The sequence below is a fragment of the Paenibacillus sp. EKM206P genome (assembly GCF_011066155.1).
Classification (GTDB): domain Bacteria; phylum Bacillota; class Bacilli; order Paenibacillales; family Paenibacillaceae; genus Paenibacillus; species Paenibacillus polymyxa_D.
The window spans coordinates 43,867-60,099 of the sequence record NZ_JAAMNQ010000004.1 but is presented as its reverse complement, the minus strand read 5'-3'; the positions used below and the strand labels follow the sequence as shown (position 1 = coordinate 60,099).

The window sequence follows — 16,233 nt, the reverse complement described above, 5'->3', positions numbered from 1 at the left end:
ATGCACCATGGACAATTTACTTTCCATTGAACATTTAAGCACTCATTTTTATACAGAAGAAGGAACGGTTAAAGCGGTGGATGATATCAGCTTCCGTGTGAAGCCGGGGGAAACGGTATGCATTGTCGGTGAATCGGGCTGCGGCAAAAGTATTACCGCGATGTCGATCATGGGTCTCATCCAGAGTCCTGGTGGTAAAGTAGCAGGCGGAAGCATCCGTTTTGAGGAAACCGATCTGCTAGAGCTTAGCAGAAATGAGATGCGCACGATTCGCGGGCATGAAATATCCATGATCTTTCAGGAGCCGATGTCTTCATTGAATCCAGTCATGACCATTGGCGAACAACTGTCGGAGCCACTGATTGAGCATTTAAAGATGGGTCGAAAGGAAGCTCGCAAGCGGGCACTGGAACTGATTGAACAGGTCGGCATATCCCGACCGGAGCAGATTTTAAAAAGCTATCCGCATGAGCTGAGCGGAGGAATGCTGCAGCGCATTATGATTGCCATTGCTGTTTCTTGCAGTCCCAAGCTGCTTATCGCGGATGAGCCAACCACGGCGCTGGATGTAACGATTCAGGCGCAGATTCTAGATATGCTGCGTGAATTTAAAGCCCAATCCAATATGTCGCTCATGCTAATCACCCATGATCTGGGTGTTGTCGCCGAAATGGCTGATTACGTCATAGTGATGTATGCAGGCAAGATCGTCGAGGAAGGCGAAGTGGTACAGCTGTTCAATCATCCCAAGCATCCTTATACACAGGGGTTACTAAAATCCAAACCGGTGCTTAATCAGCGCCAAGAGGAACTGTATTCCATCCCCGGGCAGGTACCTAATCCGCTGGAGCTGACGACTTCCTGTTATTTTCACGACCGCTGTGGGTATTGCATGGACATTTGCCGTATAAAAGAGCCTACATTAAAAGAAGTTTCAGCTCAGCAGAAAGCATCCTGCTGGCTATATGAGGAGGCGGTTGTTCATGGCTGAGCCATTGTTGGAAATAGACCGCTTAAAAACATACTTTCCCGTGAAGTCCGGGTTTATGAACCGTACTTCAGGACATGTGCGGGCGGTAGACGATATCAGCTTTACAATCCGTCAGGGTGAAACCTTCGGGTTGGTAGGGGAATCGGGGAGCGGTAAAAGCACGGTGGGCCGCACGATTGTTAGATTGACGGATAAAACGGACGGTACCGTAAAATACAAAGGGGTGGATCTGCACAGCTTGTCTGCCAAAGCGATGCAGGAGCTTCGTCCTAAAATTCAGCTGATCTTTCAAGACCCGTATAGCTCGCTGAATCCCCGTGTACGGATTGGTGATGCCATTGGTGAGGCGCTACTGGATCACGGTATAGCTACCAAAGAGGAGGTCCGGCAGATTGTGCTGGACGTGCTCAAGCTATGTGGATTGTCCGAATATCATATCGACCGTTTCCCCCATGAATTTTCGGGAGGTCAACGTCAACGGATCGGCATTGCCCGAGCGTTGGCGCTTCAGCCGGATCTAATTATCGCTGATGAGCCGGTATCAGCGCTGGATGTGTCCATACAGGCGCAGATTATTAACCTATTCGCCAAATTGCAGGCCGAACGGGGTTTGACATATTTGTTCATCTCGCATGATTTGAGCGTGGTGGAACATTTGTGTTCCCGTATTGGCGTGATGTATCTAGGCTCTATGGTCGAAACAGCTTCGCGTGACGAGTTATTCGGCAATCCGCTGCATCCGTATACGAAGGCGTTGCTGTCGGCTGTGCCTATTCCGGTGCCGAAGTTGAAAAGAGAACGAATTTTGCTCAAGGGGGATATTCCTAGTCCGGTTAATCCGCCTTCGGGCTGCAAATTCCATACTCGCTGCCCCTTTGCCATCGGGCGTTGTTCTAAAGAGATTCCACTCTATCGTGAGGCACGTCCAGATCACTGGGTAGCTTGCCATTTGGCTGAATGAACAGAGCTAGTCAACAAATTTTAAAGCCGTTGAAACGGCAGACCGATCACAAGAGTGAAAGGGGTCTACTGTTTCAACGGCTTTTTAATGTTGTTGTGATTCAAACCGCTTGGGTTGACAACACGCTTGGAGCAGCGTTATATTAAATAGTAATCGTAATTATTACTATTTATGGTGTGAAATCATGTTCATATCCGTGTTCATCAATCTCGTGGTAGTGATGGTGAACCTTCATGATTGGCATATAACACAAGGAGGAGCTTTACATGGCCAAGAAGTCAAAAGTCGTAAAAGAGAAGAAACGCCAGGAAATTGTAGCTAAATATGCGGACCTGAGACGTGAATTGAAAGCAAAAGGGGACTACGAAGCTTTGCAAAAGCTTCCGCGTGACTCATCTCCAACACGCCTGAAAAGCCGTTGTGAGCTGACAGGAAGACCCAGAGGATACTTGCGCAAATTCAAGCTGTCTCGTATAGCGTTCCGCGAGTTGGCACATCAAGGCCAAATTCCAGGCATTACGAAATCAAGCTGGTAAACAGGCACTTATGTTGATCGCCAGCGCATGTAGATTATCTGTGTTGTTAACTTGAGGGTATGTCTGATAGAAGGCTGTAACGGGAATGCTTCATGTCGTAGGGTGACATGGGGCATTCCTTTTCCATGGAAAATATTATCGTTTGTATTGATTCTCCTCAGCTGGTTAGGTAGAATATGGACGGGTTAAAAATAATACATAACAAACGATGATATAACAGATTATGTATACCTCAGGAGGAGCTACAAGATGGAAGTGAAACAGAAAGAGGACTCCTTTTGGAGTATGGTCAAAAAAGGAAACAAATCTTCGGGCTCGGCGGCGTTAGGTAATACTGGCATTGCCTTGATTAAGGGGATTGCTTTTGCCTTGACAGGTAGTGGTTCTATGTTTGCTACGATGATGCATTCCATTGCGGATGCAGTGAATCAAATGTTTGTGTTCGCGGGCAGTGTACTAGCAGAGAAAAAACCGACAAAACGCTTTCCTACCGGCTTTGGACGGGTGATTAACCTGTTCTGTATGGTTGCTGTTATTGTCGTAACGATCATGGCCTATGAAACCGCATTGGAAGGCATTCATTTGCTTCAGCATCCGGCTGAATCTACACATGGATTTTGGATTAATGTAGTAGTGCTGATTTTGTCACTAGTGGTGGACGGATTTGTATGGAGCAAAGCGATGAAAGAAGTGCTGCATGAATCCAGAGTAGAAGCGAAGGGGCTAAGCATTTTCACCACTGCGTTCCGCCACGTGGGGCGTGCTGCACCGCCAACCCGTCTGGTATTTTATGAAGATTTGGTAGCAACAACGGGGGGAGTACTCGCCCTGCTAGCAGTGGTGGTCACATCGCTGACCGATTTTAAACTGTTGGACGGTATTTCAAGTATTCTCATCGGTTGTCTGATGGTCGGTGTTGCTTTCCGGGTCGGTTACGACAACATGGTAGGTTTGATCGGTGTATCTGCTCCTCCTGATATCGAAGAACGTGTGGCTTCCATTATTCTAGCAGACACACATGTTACGGATATTTATCAAATGCGTATTTTGCAGGAAGGACGCTACTATCACGTGGAAGGGTTGATTGAGCTTACACCGGGCATGACGCTGGCAGATGCTGACGATATTAAATTTAGAGTCGAGGACGCTTTGCTACGTGATCCTAATATCTCAGATGCAGCACTGGGTATTCTGGAGGATGACGGAATTAAAAACTGGAAACCAGAAAAGCCAAAGGTCTAGAAACGATAAATCCAGGCCAATCTGGACTCAGTCTGGCAAAAGAGTAGAACAAGAACTTCCATGACTACAGCAACGTGGCGTGGAGGTTCTTTTGTGTTTTGCGGTATTGTTTTTCTACCCCTTTGAATTTAGGATGATTGTTAGATACAATGAAAGCGTTAACAAAAAAGAGGGTGAAACGAATGCTTCTCATGGGGAGGAAAGGCAAATGAGTCTTCTGAGGGAGGCTTGGCCTGCTTCGCGGCTCGTTAAGGCGCTGGCTGGTAGTATGCAGGATTCAGCAAGGCAACGGTTAAGGAGTAATTGGACAAAAAGGCTGCGGACGACTGTCTCTGAGCCGATATACGCCGAGTTTTGGAAGGATATTGAGCGTGCCTGTAAAGATAATCGGGAAACATCATGGCCTGAACTGCCGTTGTCTCTGTTTCGGGAATTTGCTAATACAGGGGAGCGCAAACCGTATGAGGATGTGTACTTTGGACGGCGTGGACGACTGGTTGCTATAGTGCTGGAAGCGGTTGTCAAGCCGGAGCCTCGAAAGATAAAAGCGGTGGAAAGCGGTCTGCTGGACATATGCAGCGAGTACACCTGGGCGCTTCCTGCACATGTCAATGAAGAGGACACAGTAACACCGCCTTGGCAGCAGGTGGATTTATTCACGTCCGAAACAGCACAAATGCTGGTTGAAATTTTATTGCTGCTAGGAGAACAACTGGCTAGCCATGTGGTCGCTCAGGTGCACGAAGAGATCGAACGTCGTGTACTGGAACCCGTTTTTTGGCAGCCTCGTCATTTTGGATGGGAAACCGCAGATCATAACTGGTCGGCAGTATGTGCTTCGGGTTGTGGAATTGCAGCATTGCTGCTGGTAGAAGATGACTTTTCCAGAGCGGTAGCCATCGAGAGCATGCTGGGCGCACTGGATTGTTTTTTGGCAGGCTACAGTGAGGACGGGGGATGCCCCGAAGGCGTAGGATACTGGGTGTACGGCTTTGGTTATTTCATTTATTTTGCCGATATGCTGCGTGAGTTTACCGAAGGAGCAGTGGATATTCTGAACTCGGAAAAGATTAGGCAAATCGCAGCCTTTGCAGAGCGGGTTCATCTGTCGGATGGCATTTTTGCTAATTATTCGGACAGTAGTGAAACGGAACGTTTGCCTTCCGGACTCATCTCTCATTTGAATTCATTGCAAGAACGACCATCTACACTCCCTTTCCGCGTACCTGGTCTGTTGGAAGACCCCTGTCGCCGCTGGGCTCATGTATTGCGTAATCTGGTCTGGACGAATCCTTTGGCATTTGGGAGCGGTGAGACCGTTGCCAATTATTTGCCGCAACTTGGTTGGCTGATGTGCCGCAGCCGCAGTTCCAGCCATAGTGGATATGGAAGCCAAAAGGGTGAATCAGGTATCATGCTTGCATTTTCAGCGAAGGCTGGGCATAACAATGAACCGCACAATCATAACGATCTTGGACACTTCATCCTTCATGGTGGTGGCGAAAATCTATTGTGTGATCTGGGAGCAGGCTTATACACGAAGGCCTATTTTTCACCGGGAAGAGAGTCGATTATCAATATCTCCTCCGGAGGTCACTCCGTGCCTGTCATCAATGGGACTATGCAGCAATCGGGCGCAAAGGCAAAGGCGGTTGTACTGGATATTGCTTTGGATGAGCAGGAGGAGGTACAGCCAGGCACAAGACTTAAGCTTGATTTGACATCTGCTTATCCCGTAGAAGAATTGGCAGTCTTCACCCGCTCCTCCACATGGACTGTGCTGGAGGGAAGCAAGGGAGCAAGGCTTACCGTCACAGATCATTTTGAGTTTGAAACGTCTGGCGTTAGCATGAAGTCATGGGATGTGGAGGAGCTTTTCATCAGCCGCATTCAGCCTAATCTGGGAGCAAACTTCGTGGAATGGAAGGGAACGAGCGCGGTCGTCAGGCTAGATTATGATGCCAGCGTGCTGCGGGCGGGGGTGGAGGCTGTGAAGCACATAGATCATGACGGAGTTCCCTTTGTGTTTTATAAAACATCGCTGCAGCTGGGCTCCAATCACTGGAACGGTTCTGCAAGCGTAGATTGCAATCTGTTTTTTACCATACATTAATTTTCATTTTGAATGGGAGGCAGACAGGATGAATAAGCTGCAGACAGGCAGCGCGTACCCTTGGCAGACGGAACTGGAGAGATTTATAGAACAGGTGGAAAGCGCACCGAACCAAGTGAATGACGGATGGACTCACCAACATAAGCTGGCCGTGCTGGAAAAGCTGGTTCGCGCATATGCCCTGCATCAGGATGAATCTGGAGCTATCATTGACCTCCATTCTGAAAGTGAACGGTACTACTCCACCCCGTCCTATGCGTTCGCTGCGGCGGTATTGGTCAAAGAAGGCCGGCATGATTTACTGGAATCTGCTGCTGCGGCCTTGACGCATAGCATAGCTTGTGTAGTGGAGGAAAAAGCGCCCGATCACCACCCAGACTTTTTTCCAATTATGATGATGGGAGCGTATCGGCTCCTTAAAAATTTGCTGCCAGAACAAGCCACGGCATGGAAGCAACAACTGAGCAGAATTCAGCCGGAGCAGACCTACATTTTTACGATGAGCAAAATGAAAAACCCGAACCGGATGATCAACTGGAATGCAATTATGATTTCCGGCGAGTTTTTGCGTGCAGCGGAAGGAATTGCAGCCGATTCGGAATGGATGGAGAAGTATATCCGAAGCTACCATTTGCCTCGTTTTACCGGTTTGGGCCTGTATCAGGATGGACCGCTGGATCGGCCCAATAGCCCATTTGCCTACGATATTGTTACACGTTTTCATTTGGGCGTGATGCTGGAGAATGGATATGATGGCAGCTGCGCACTCGAACTGCGTGACCACCTTCGCAGGGGGGCGCTCAGCACATTACTGGCGCTATCCCCGCACGGGGAAATTCCGCCGCGTGGAAGAAGCGCGCAGCATCAGTGGAACGAAGCGGCTGCTGCCTTTGTCTTTACAACACATGCTCAGCAGGCTATTACGGCAGGAGAGCATGGGCTTGCAGGTGCGTTCCGACGGGCAGCAGATTTATGCTGGCAAGCGATTAGCCGTTGGCAGACCGATGACGGCAAGCTGCACATCGTCCGCAACCATTATTCGTCCGAGGCACGGCATGGCTTTGAGGTGTACTCGAATCATACCTGCTACAGTCTGTGGACGGCGGCTGTGCTGGCCCACACCCTTCTATATGGGGAGGAGATGGATCGCATTTCTCCAACCTTCGTCCCGGCGGAAATCGGCAGCCGGGTGTTGGCAACGGATGGCTGGTTCCAGACTGTCATTGCAGCCGTAGAGGGGCAGCAAATGCTTGTGCAAACATCGGTCAACGACCCGTATAATGTTCCGGGCATCGTGCGTATTCAGCAGTCTGCGCTGCCGTCGCTGATCGGTCCGTCCTCAGCAGGTCATGCAGACCGCGGCTTTACAGGCTTCGCGGAGGGAGATATTTTCCCGCTGAGCTATACCCCGGCCTGGCAAACGGAGGACGGAAAGTGGCACAGTTTGTCGGAAGGTATTCCCGGTACGTTGGAGTTCGATCGGGATGGAGGGATTGACCCGCAGGATGGTGGAGGAACCGTACAGATGGAACAAAGCTCAGTGTTTGACGGAGCAACGAATTTTACACTCCTGTGGGAAGGCCCCTTCCCGGGAGTGAGGGAAATCCGAACGCATTATCGGCAGGTACCCGGCAAAATTGAAGTGACATATGAGCTTCAAGGTAATATTCAGAATGTAGGGGCACTTATTCCCTTAATGGCGTATGACGGTCGAGAGCGCAGCGTTATTCATCATGTCATGTCAGCCGGGAAAGAAACGGAAAGCATTCGAGTAGAATACGCAGGTGCAAGCCTTGAAGTCATCCCGACGACGGATGGAACGAACGTGGTATGGCCGGAAGAATTAGCTTCAGTAGCCTGTCGGAATGGTTTACTTAAGGGAGCGCGTCTGGAATATGAAGGCAACCGCATTTCCTTTATCATTCGGTTACCTGAATAGTTAGAGCTGGAGCCATGAATATGGTTTAACATGTGGAAAAAGGAGAGGGAAAAGAAATGACGAAAGCAGAAGCGTGGCTGGAACAATCGTGGGAGCTGGCTTTGGATAAGACCCTTGCCTTAGCGGCAAGACTGGGGGACGCTTTTCCACATGTTGCTGAGGGTGGACGTTATGATAATCGTGAAGAAGCGTGGTGGACAGCAGGCTTTTATCCGGGGCTACTGTGGCTGACCAATCGGGCGCGTCCTGACAGTGTGGCTGCCGGGATTGCACAGCGGTGCGAGGGTCGTTTGGAAAAAATACTCTATAATAGCGAAGCTGTAGACCATGATCTTGGCTTTATTTGGCTGCTCAGCGGTGTAGCCGCCCATCGGCTGACCGGAGATTTAGAGTCCAGAAGACGCGGGGTGTTGGCTGCCAATCTGCTGGCTGCCCGTTTTAACGTGAATGGCCGTTTTATTCGCGCATGGAACTTCCCCTCGAAGGACATGGATACACGGGGCATTGCGATTATAGATAGTATGATGAATCTACCCTTGCTTTATTGGGCTTCGGAGGAAAGCGGAGATCCGCGTTTTGCCGCTCTCGCTATGCAGCATGCAGATACCGTAGCACGTGAATTTGTCCGCTCGGACGGTTCTATCGCACATGTGGTCGAATTCGATCCGGAGATTGGAAAAAAGGTCGCCGAGCATGGTGGACAGGGATTTGCTCCCGGTTCTGCCTGGGCACGTGGCACGGCTTGGGCATTGTATGGTTTTACGCTTTCGTATGGGTACACGCGCGATTCGCGTTATTTGAAGGTGGCCGAGAACACGGCTGATTTTTTCCTGTCCCAACTGGGCGATGCTTGCCTGCCTGTGTGGGATTTTAGAGCAGAAGAAGAGCACCGAGGGGCATGGGATTCATCGGCTGCGGCGATTGCAGCCAGTGGTTTGCTAGAGCTGGCAAAATATTCGACACGTGCGGAGCATTTTACAGAAGCTGCAGAATCTATACTCAAGGGCTTGCATCATACGTGTACGGCGTGGGGCGAGGAGCATGAGGGATTGCTGATGAATGGGACTGTACATTATCCTGAGCAAAAATACATCAACGTTCCCATTATCTATGGCGATTATTTCTTTGTCGAGGCATTGGCAAAGCTGCGTGGTGAAGAAGGTTTGTTTAGTGTTGAATGCAAAAAAATATAGTGAGTAAGATGATCCGGAACAAGCTCATTCGAGCTGAGCTGTTGCTTGTCAAATCCACAGAGTAATAGTGAGGCAGCGTGTATGTAATCTCATTTACATATACGCTGTTTTTTTATGCACAAAAAAAGACTTTATTTAATTCGATGCCAAAGTACTACTTATAGAGGGGGAAGAGATTGTAGCTGCGCTTATTTTGTACCCAATCAAAGAAAAATCATTGTATATAAGATCTTAATTCCTAAAAATTTTCATTTTAATGCATGGAAATAGGTCCTTTTACTTGTTTAAGAGTATTTATTCGTAAATTGACAATATAGGTAGGTAACCGTATGATATCATCTTGTGTAAAGGAATAAACTGGATTTTAAATATCGTTTCAAAAGGAGTTATACATATCATGACAGGAACAAGTGATACTGAAAGACGGATGTACGGAGGATTCTGGATAAGAACAGCCGCGTTTTTGATTGATTTGATCATCCTTACTGGCATAGTCCTTTTAGTAGGGGGAGCAATTAACATTATCCCAGATCTTCTGGGTATAAAGGAGACGGGTTTCATACAAGTGCTGCTTATGGTTTGGCCGCTGATCTTATGGCTCGTAGTACCATGGCTTTACTGTGTGTTATGGGAATCATCGAAGGTAAGAGCAACACCGGGTAAGCTTGTGTTCTCTTTAATTGTTGTAGACAAGGAAGGAAAGCGTCTTGGATTCTTGCATGCCTCAGGACGTTATTGGATTAAAGCCGTTTCTTTTGTGATTTTACGTCTTATATATATTGTGGTCGCTTTTACTGCGAAGAAACAGGGAGTCCACGATCTTTGTACCAATACCTTTGTTGTACATAAAAAAGAGTTGCAGCGATACAATCAGCAATCGTCTTTTCTGTAAGTACGGAGGAGATCACCGATTATTAAGGAAAGCTTAGTAGTCTTTGATTTTCAAAATAATGGGGGAACATGAATTCATGCGACAACGAAAATGGATATTTTGTTCAGTTGTAGTCCTGCTGCTGTTCGTAGTGGTTGCGGGTTGTACGAATAAAGGACATTCTGGAGAGATCAGCTCTGAAGATGCTAGAAAAGAGCAGCCTGGAAGCACTTATTTGGAGAACTTGCAGGCAGATCTGCCACAACCCACTGAGGCGCAATTTTCCACGCCCGAATTGGTGGTAGAAGCCTTTTTTGAAGCTGTAAATGATCATAACTTCGACAGTGCGTTAAAATGTTTTCCTATTGTGGAAAAGTATCGTGCGAATACAGTAGATAATCATTTCAATTTGCTCCATACCTATGAGCTTCAAGCAGGTGCTCCCATTCCTTCCTTTGAAAGCCATAACTTTTTAAAAAGCTTTATCGAATATGAACAGTATTGGGAGAAATTTTATATGTTACTGTTCCTAAACTCAAATCCGGATATGGTGGGCAAACGTATCGTTATGGGAGAAGCGAATGCTGCTAGGGACCTAAAGAAAATCAAGGAAATGAAGGTGAGTAGCACGTACTCTAAGCCTCAAATAATATCGAGTCATAGTGAAAAGAACAAAAATGTTATAGAGCAGACTATGAATATACAAGAAATAAGGGTGCTTGAAGTTAAGCTTTATATAGATGGAGAAGAACAAAACCATGTATTAATAAGCGTGGGGAAAATTGGATCTAATTGGCGAATCTTAAACATGAGTTAAGGAGAACGAGCTTCTGCTTAATGCATATTCATCAATCAACAAGAAACCAGCTAATGCTTGTAATACATTAGCTGGTTTCTTTTATTTTGTCATGATAATTTTCTTCATTTACTATTACGGAAGAAACAGACATTTCTCAAAAAATTTCCATCGTAGATGTCTATGTAGCTTTCTTTATGAAATATTAATATAACGTAGCATCTCACCGAGACGAAAGTATGCCCCTTTATTTTAAAGGGAATCTTATACCGACATAAAAAAAATATAAGCTGCTCTTACAGTTTTCATGTTCTTTTTAGCTTGTTTTGCGTTATAATGAAAGGATGCACATTATGAACGAATTGGAGGCACAGCCCGATTGACTACTTACCCTTTTGCCTTTGATCCGTCCAAGCCGTTTATTGAGCAGGCAAGTGACTGGATTGCGGATGTATTTTATGAAGTTTTGCCTGAAGTCGGCTTTGAGGTTCGGGATGAACAAATTTATATGGCATTCCAGCTAGAACGTGCCTATAAGGAAAAAAAGACCATTTTTGCAGAAGCAGGTGTGGGTACTGGTAAAACGCTGGTATACCTGCTGTACGCTATTGCATATGCCCGATACATGAGAAAACCGGCGATTATCGCCTGTGCAGATGAATCGTTAATTGAACAATTGGTAAAGCCGGAAGGGGATATCGCCAAGCTGGCACAGCATTTGAGTCTGACGATTGATGCCAGATTGGGGAAGTCGCCAGATCAGTATATTTGCCTGAATAAGCTGGATGAGGTGCGAAGCGGACTGGATGAGGACGCAGATGTTTTCCGTGATATCTATCAGGATCTACCGGATTTTGTTCATTTTCCAGATACGTTACAGTCCTTCACTCCTTACGGGAACCGAAAGGAATATCCTGAGCTAACAGATGGACAATGGAGCAGACTCGGATGGGATGTATTTCAAGACTGTCTCGTTTGCCATCAGCGGCATCGTTGTGGTCAGACGTTGTCTCGTGATCATTATCGCAAAGCGGCAGATCTGGTCATCTGCTCTCATGATTTTTATATGGAGCATGTATGGACCTACGAAGCGAGAAAGCGCGAGGGTCAGTTGCCGTTGCTGCCGGAGCACAGCTCTGTTGTTTTTGACGAAGGGCATTTACTGGAGACAGCGGCACAAAATGCGCTTACTTACAAGCTTAAGCACGCTCAGTTTGAGTCTATAATTACCCGACTGCTGGAGGGAGAAGTGCGAGAATCTCTGGCAATGACGATTGAAGATGCAATCTCCCAAAGTGAGGCTTTGTTCGCTGCACTAGATAAGAACAGTCAGCCTGTCCAGGGTTCTAATCGCAAGGAGTTCATCCTGAATGAGTCACTGACTCGAGAGGTAAACCGCTTTGGAGAACTGATCGGCATGATCGAGGAAGAGCTTGTATTTGAAAGCGGACTATTCTCTTTGGATGAGTATCAAGTCAAAATTGTGGAAGAACATTTGGAAATGATTCAAACCGCGTTGGCTTTGTTTAAGCGTCCTGAACTTCTCATTTCGTGGGTGATGGAGGATCAGGATGGATTAACGCTTGTGGTTATGCCGAAGATGGTAAAAGAGATTCTCAAAGAGCGAGTATTTGCGCAGCATATACCGATCGTATTCTCTTCAGCTACGCTTTCCGTAGAAAGCTCTTTTGACTATATGGCGCAGAGTCTCGGTATTGAAAATCCGCTAACGTTCTCTGTTGCTTCACCTTATGACTACAGCGATCAGATGCAAGCTGCACTGTACCCGTTGCAAGCGGGGGATGATCCAATCCAGAGAGCGCTGGCACTGCTGGAGAAATCGCAGGGAAGAGCGCTTATCCTGTTTCCTTCACAGGAGGAATTGGCTGCATTCCAGACGGGTCTCGTTGCTTACCCGGAGGCGTCTGCCTATCGTTTTCTGTACGAAGGTTCGGCTGAAATCAGCCATCTGATCTCAGCTTTTCAGAATGATGAGGAAAGTGTGTTGTGCGCTGTCACATTATGGGAAGGATTGGATATTCCTGGACCTTCTCTGTCGCACGTTATTATCTGGTCACTGCCATTTCCTCCGAATGATCCGGTTTTTACGGCTCTGCGCAAGGATGCAGCAGATCCGTTTATTCAGATAGATATGCCTCACATGGCACTTAGACTCAGACAAGGCATAGGGCGTTTAATTCGTTCGCGCAATGATCGGGGCTGGATATCCATCATGGGCCAGGATTTGAGTCGTCAAGAAGTACGTATACAAGTTGAACAACTACTGCCTGCAGGCGTAGAATGCACCGTAATTGAAGGAAACCCGGAGGGAATAAAAACATGTTGAACTTTACAGCGTACACCGTAGATCAGATTAAAGATGCTTTTGGTATTTTGACTGGACAGCGTTATGAATTTATCATTGATGTAGAGGTAGAGGAGGACGACGAGCTATACACTGAAAACGGACTGTATATCCGTTGTCTTTATTTAGTAGACGAAGAAAAGACAGGACTGCTGAAGTATGAATTAATTGAAAAAGTAACGAATCATTACATTGATCTTGAACTTGAAGAGGATGAGCTGCAAGCTGTTGAGAACTTCTGTAAAGAACATGTACAGGATGAAATAGTGAAGTAACAGTAAGACACTTAGCTAGTACAGCTGGTATATAGCTAACATATGATGAAGATATCAAGGAGGCCTGACATGATCAGGCTCCTTTTTTTTATGGTCAAATGAAGAGAACTTATCTGCTCTAGCGCAGTCTGTCCCACACATTCACCATAAACAGCATAGTCCCCCCTGCGAGTAACACCCACCCTGTGACGATCCAAACTTTAGTCTCTGGAACCTTGTAATTTTGACCTGTAAGCGCCAATATCAACACGGGCAGACCGATATTATGCATCCAAAAATGGGTATGTGCCAGAATAGTAACTGAAAGTGCGGGAAAGGCCACATAGATCAGACCTATGATTCCAAGCGTTGTCCAACCCAATAAATGGATATGAGACTGAATGTTGGACAGACTGTAATCACCCGACACGCCAATAATGGCACTAAGCAGCACACTGAGGGCAAAATATACGGCAGCTACCTTTAGAAATTGCTTTCCCATATATGAACTCCTCCTTATGTTGCACGGGGAATATTTTGTGACATCTTCTCTATCCTATCGAGCAAGCAGGCAGGGGGTGTGGGTATTGTGACTGGTCCATTTGACAAAAGCTTCAAATACACATAAAATCTTATTGCATCAATACTTACCGCATTACTATGTTTTCTTGGAGATGATAGCGAACTTCTCCGACAGTAGGCGTTAATTTTTGACCATTGGTTTATTTTGGATTCGCCATTAAAAGGAGCTTGAAATTATGAATGTATATCAAAATACCCTTGAACTCATCGGACGTACGCCATTAGTGGAGCTGAACAGCTATTCTCTACCGAGAGGAATTCGCCTGTTTGCGAAGCTGGAGTTTATGAATCCCGGCGGCAGCGTAAAGGATCGGGTGGGTAAGGCTCTTATTGAAAAAGCATTAAAAACAGGTCAGCTGAAGCCAGGTGGGACATTAATTGAAGCAACAGCAGGCAACGCAGGTATTGGTCTTGCGATGGCAGCACTTCATTATAATATCTCGGTTATTTTTGCTGTGCCTGAGAAGTTCAGCCAAGAGAAACAGGACCTGATGAAGGCATTGGGAGCACGCATCGTTCATACCCCGACGAGTAAGGGGATGAAAGGAGCTATCGAAAAAACAAAAGAATTGGCTGCTGAAATAAAAGATGCATACTTGCCGCGGCAATTCAGTAATCCGGATAATCCCGAGGCATACTATACGACAATGGGACCTGAAATATGGAACGATCTGGACGGCAAAGTGGACGTATTTGTGGCAGGTGCAGGCTCGGGGGGAACGTTTATGGGAACCTCGCGTTATCTTAAGGAACAAAATGCAGCCCTTAAAACAGTCATCGTGGAGCCGGAAGGGTCCATTTTGAATGGCGGCGAGTCAGGTCCACATAAAACGGAAGGAATTGGCATGGAATTAATTCCTGAATTTGTGGATAAAGGATATTTTAATGCCATCCACACCATTAGTGATGTCGATGCTTTTGGCCGTGTCAAGGAACTGGCTGCACGTGAGGGTCTTCTCGTTGGCAGTTCTTCAGGGTCTGCTTTACATGCCGCTTTACTGGAAGCAGAAAATGCACCGGATGGTGCACATATTGTTACCATTTTCCCGGATAGCAGCGAACGTTATCTGAGTAAAAAAATATATGAAGGCGGGATATAAAATGAAACGCAAAACAAAACTGATTCACGGCGGGCTTCCTACCGATCCCCATACAGGCGCGGTTAACGTTCCTATTTATCAGGTAAGCACTTATGAGCAAGAGGAAATTGGCGTCCATAAGGGATACGAGTATTCGCGTACAGGCAATCCGACCCGGTTTGCTTTGGAGGAGCTGATCAAGGATCTGGAGGAAGGAAAGCGTGGTTTTGCTTTCGGTTCGGGTATGGCTGCAATTCATGCGGTATTTTCACTGTTTAATGCAGGGGATCATATTTTGCTGACCGATGATGTATACGGAGGCACCTATCGCATTGTAAGCAAAGTGCTCAGCCGTATCGGAATTGAGTCCACATTTGTGGATACGACTGACCTGGAAGCTATCTCCAAAGCAATTCGTCCGAATACGAAGGCATTGTATGTCGAAACGCCAACGAACCCGCTTTTGAAAGTTACTGATATCCGCGCTGTTTCGGAGCTTGTAAAAAAACATGATCTTTTACTGATCGTCGACAACACATTTGCTACCCCTTATTGGCAGACGCCAATTACACTCGGGGCTGATATTGTCATTCACTCTGCTACCAAATATTTGGGCGGCCACAGCGATGTTGTAGCTGGTCTGGCTGTTGTGAACAGCGACGAGCTGGGAGAACAACTCCATTTTCTGCAAAACGCCATTGGTGCTATTCTCGGCCCGCAGGATTCTTGGTTATTGATCCGCGGTATTAAAACATTGGGTCTGCGTATGGAAGCGATTGAGCAAAATGCGAAGGAAATTGCAGCCTTTTTGGAAAAACATCCGAAGGTTAGAAAAGTGTATTATCCTGGACTGGAAAGCCATGCGCAGCACGAACTGTCCAAAATCCAGGCTCAAGGCTTTGGCGGCATCATTTCCTTTGATGTAGGTAGCGACGCTAACGCGGTTGCACTTCTGAAAAAGGTGAAATATTTTACACTGGCTGAAAGCTTGGGAGCGGTTGAAAGTTTGATTAGCGTTCCTGCACGTATGACGCACGCCTCTATTCCGGTAGAACGTCGTGCAGAGTTAGGCATTACCGAAGGTTTGGTGAGGATTTCGGTTGGGATTGAAGATCTGGAAGATTTGATTGAAGACTTGCAGGCAGCATTGTAAGAAAATAAGTGTAATGTTCAAGAGAGGTGGCAGAAGCTGCCTCTTTTTTTGTTGTGAGAATAGCTTCTTTTTTGAAAAGCACAGAGGAGTACGTAGAGGTAATAACGAATAGTTTTATATAGTTCAATTGAATGTTAAACGGAATATAACCGCGACTA

14 protein-coding genes are annotated in these 16,233 nt (G+C 46.6%); 13 read left to right on the top strand and 1 reads right to left on the bottom strand.

Annotated features, from left to right (window positions below):
* Positions 1-7: 7 nt before the first annotated feature.
* The 11 genes from G9G53_RS10045 to G9G53_RS09995 all read left to right on the top strand — a co-directional run bounded on the left by G9G53_RS10045 (position 8) and on the right by G9G53_RS09995 (position 13,282).
* A complete protein-coding gene (locus G9G53_RS10045; RefSeq protein ID WP_165147270.1) occupies positions 8-991 on the top strand; it encodes an ABC transporter ATP-binding protein in 984 nt (327 codons plus the stop codon).
* On the top strand, positions 984-1,952 hold the full coding sequence (locus tag G9G53_RS10040; RefSeq protein WP_069010207.1) for an ABC transporter ATP-binding protein: 969 nt from the start codon (positions 984-986) through the stop codon (positions 1,950-1,952). Before G9G53_RS10045 ends, G9G53_RS10040 begins: the two co-directional genes overlap by 8 nt.
* A 266-nt stretch (positions 1,953-2,218) precedes the next feature.
* Positions 2,219-2,488 (top strand): 30S ribosomal protein S14, encoded by a 270-nt coding sequence (gene rpsN / locus G9G53_RS10035; RefSeq protein WP_029519131.1) that lies wholly within the window; start codon positions 2,219-2,221, stop codon positions 2,486-2,488.
* Positions 2,489-2,737: 249 nt separating this feature from the next.
* Positions 2,738-3,730 carry a cation diffusion facilitator family transporter gene (locus G9G53_RS10030; protein ID WP_029519132.1) on the top strand — a complete coding sequence of 331 codons (993 nt, stop codon included), beginning with the start codon at positions 2,738-2,740 and terminating at the stop codon, positions 3,728-3,730.
* Between the two features lie 208 nt (positions 3,731-3,938).
* Positions 3,939-5,843, top strand: a complete 1,905-nt coding sequence (locus tag G9G53_RS10025; RefSeq protein WP_165147267.1) for a heparinase II/III family protein — start codon at positions 3,939-3,941, stop codon at positions 5,841-5,843.
* A gap of 28 nt (positions 5,844-5,871) precedes the next feature.
* Positions 5,872-7,782, top strand: coding sequence for a glycosyl hydrolase (locus tag G9G53_RS10020; protein ID WP_165147264.1), 1,911 nt, complete (start codon positions 5,872-5,874; stop codon positions 7,780-7,782).
* A 56-nt stretch (positions 7,783-7,838) separates the two neighbouring features.
* Positions 7,839-8,975 (top strand): glycoside hydrolase family 88 protein, encoded by a 1,137-nt coding sequence (locus G9G53_RS10015; protein ID WP_165147261.1) that lies wholly within the window; start codon positions 7,839-7,841, stop codon positions 8,973-8,975.
* A gap of 397 nt (positions 8,976-9,372) precedes the next feature.
* Entirely contained in the window at positions 9,373-9,867 is a 495-nt protein-coding gene (locus G9G53_RS10010; protein ID WP_029519136.1) for an RDD family protein, read from the top strand.
* 76 nt (positions 9,868-9,943) lie between these two features.
* Positions 9,944-10,663 (top strand): hypothetical protein, encoded by a 720-nt coding sequence (locus tag G9G53_RS10005; RefSeq protein WP_165147258.1) that lies wholly within the window; start codon positions 9,944-9,946, stop codon positions 10,661-10,663.
* A gap of 358 nt (positions 10,664-11,021) precedes the next feature.
* Positions 11,022-12,989, top strand: a complete 1,968-nt coding sequence (locus tag G9G53_RS10000; protein ID WP_029519138.1) for an ATP-dependent DNA helicase — start codon at positions 11,022-11,024, stop codon at positions 12,987-12,989.
* A complete protein-coding gene (locus G9G53_RS09995; protein ID WP_029519139.1) occupies positions 12,983-13,282 on the top strand; it encodes a DUF6509 family protein in 300 nt (99 codons plus the stop codon). Before G9G53_RS10000 ends, G9G53_RS09995 begins: the two co-directional genes overlap by 7 nt.
* A 118-nt stretch (positions 13,283-13,400) precedes the next feature.
* Here the strand turns inward: G9G53_RS09995 and G9G53_RS09990 are convergent, their stop codons facing one another.
* Positions 13,401-13,763: a hypothetical protein gene (locus G9G53_RS09990; RefSeq protein ID WP_165147255.1), complete on the bottom strand. Its 363-nt coding sequence runs from the start codon at positions 13,761-13,763 to the stop codon at positions 13,401-13,403.
* 256 nt (positions 13,764-14,019) lie between these two features.
* Here G9G53_RS09990 and G9G53_RS09985 point away from each other — a divergent pair, with 256 nt between their 5' ends.
* Together G9G53_RS09985 and G9G53_RS09980 are read left to right on the top strand one after the other, a co-directional pair.
* Positions 14,020-14,943 (top strand): PLP-dependent cysteine synthase family protein, encoded by a 924-nt coding sequence (locus G9G53_RS09985; protein WP_029519141.1) that lies wholly within the window; start codon positions 14,020-14,022, stop codon positions 14,941-14,943.
* A gap of 1 nt (position 14,944) precedes the next feature.
* The gene (locus tag G9G53_RS09980; RefSeq protein WP_029519142.1) at positions 14,945-16,075 is read left to right on the top strand and encodes a bifunctional cystathionine gamma-lyase/homocysteine desulfhydrase; all 1,131 of its coding nucleotides are present in this window, start codon (positions 14,945-14,947) and stop codon (positions 16,073-16,075) included.
* The last annotated feature ends 158 nt before the right edge of the window (positions 16,076-16,233 follow it).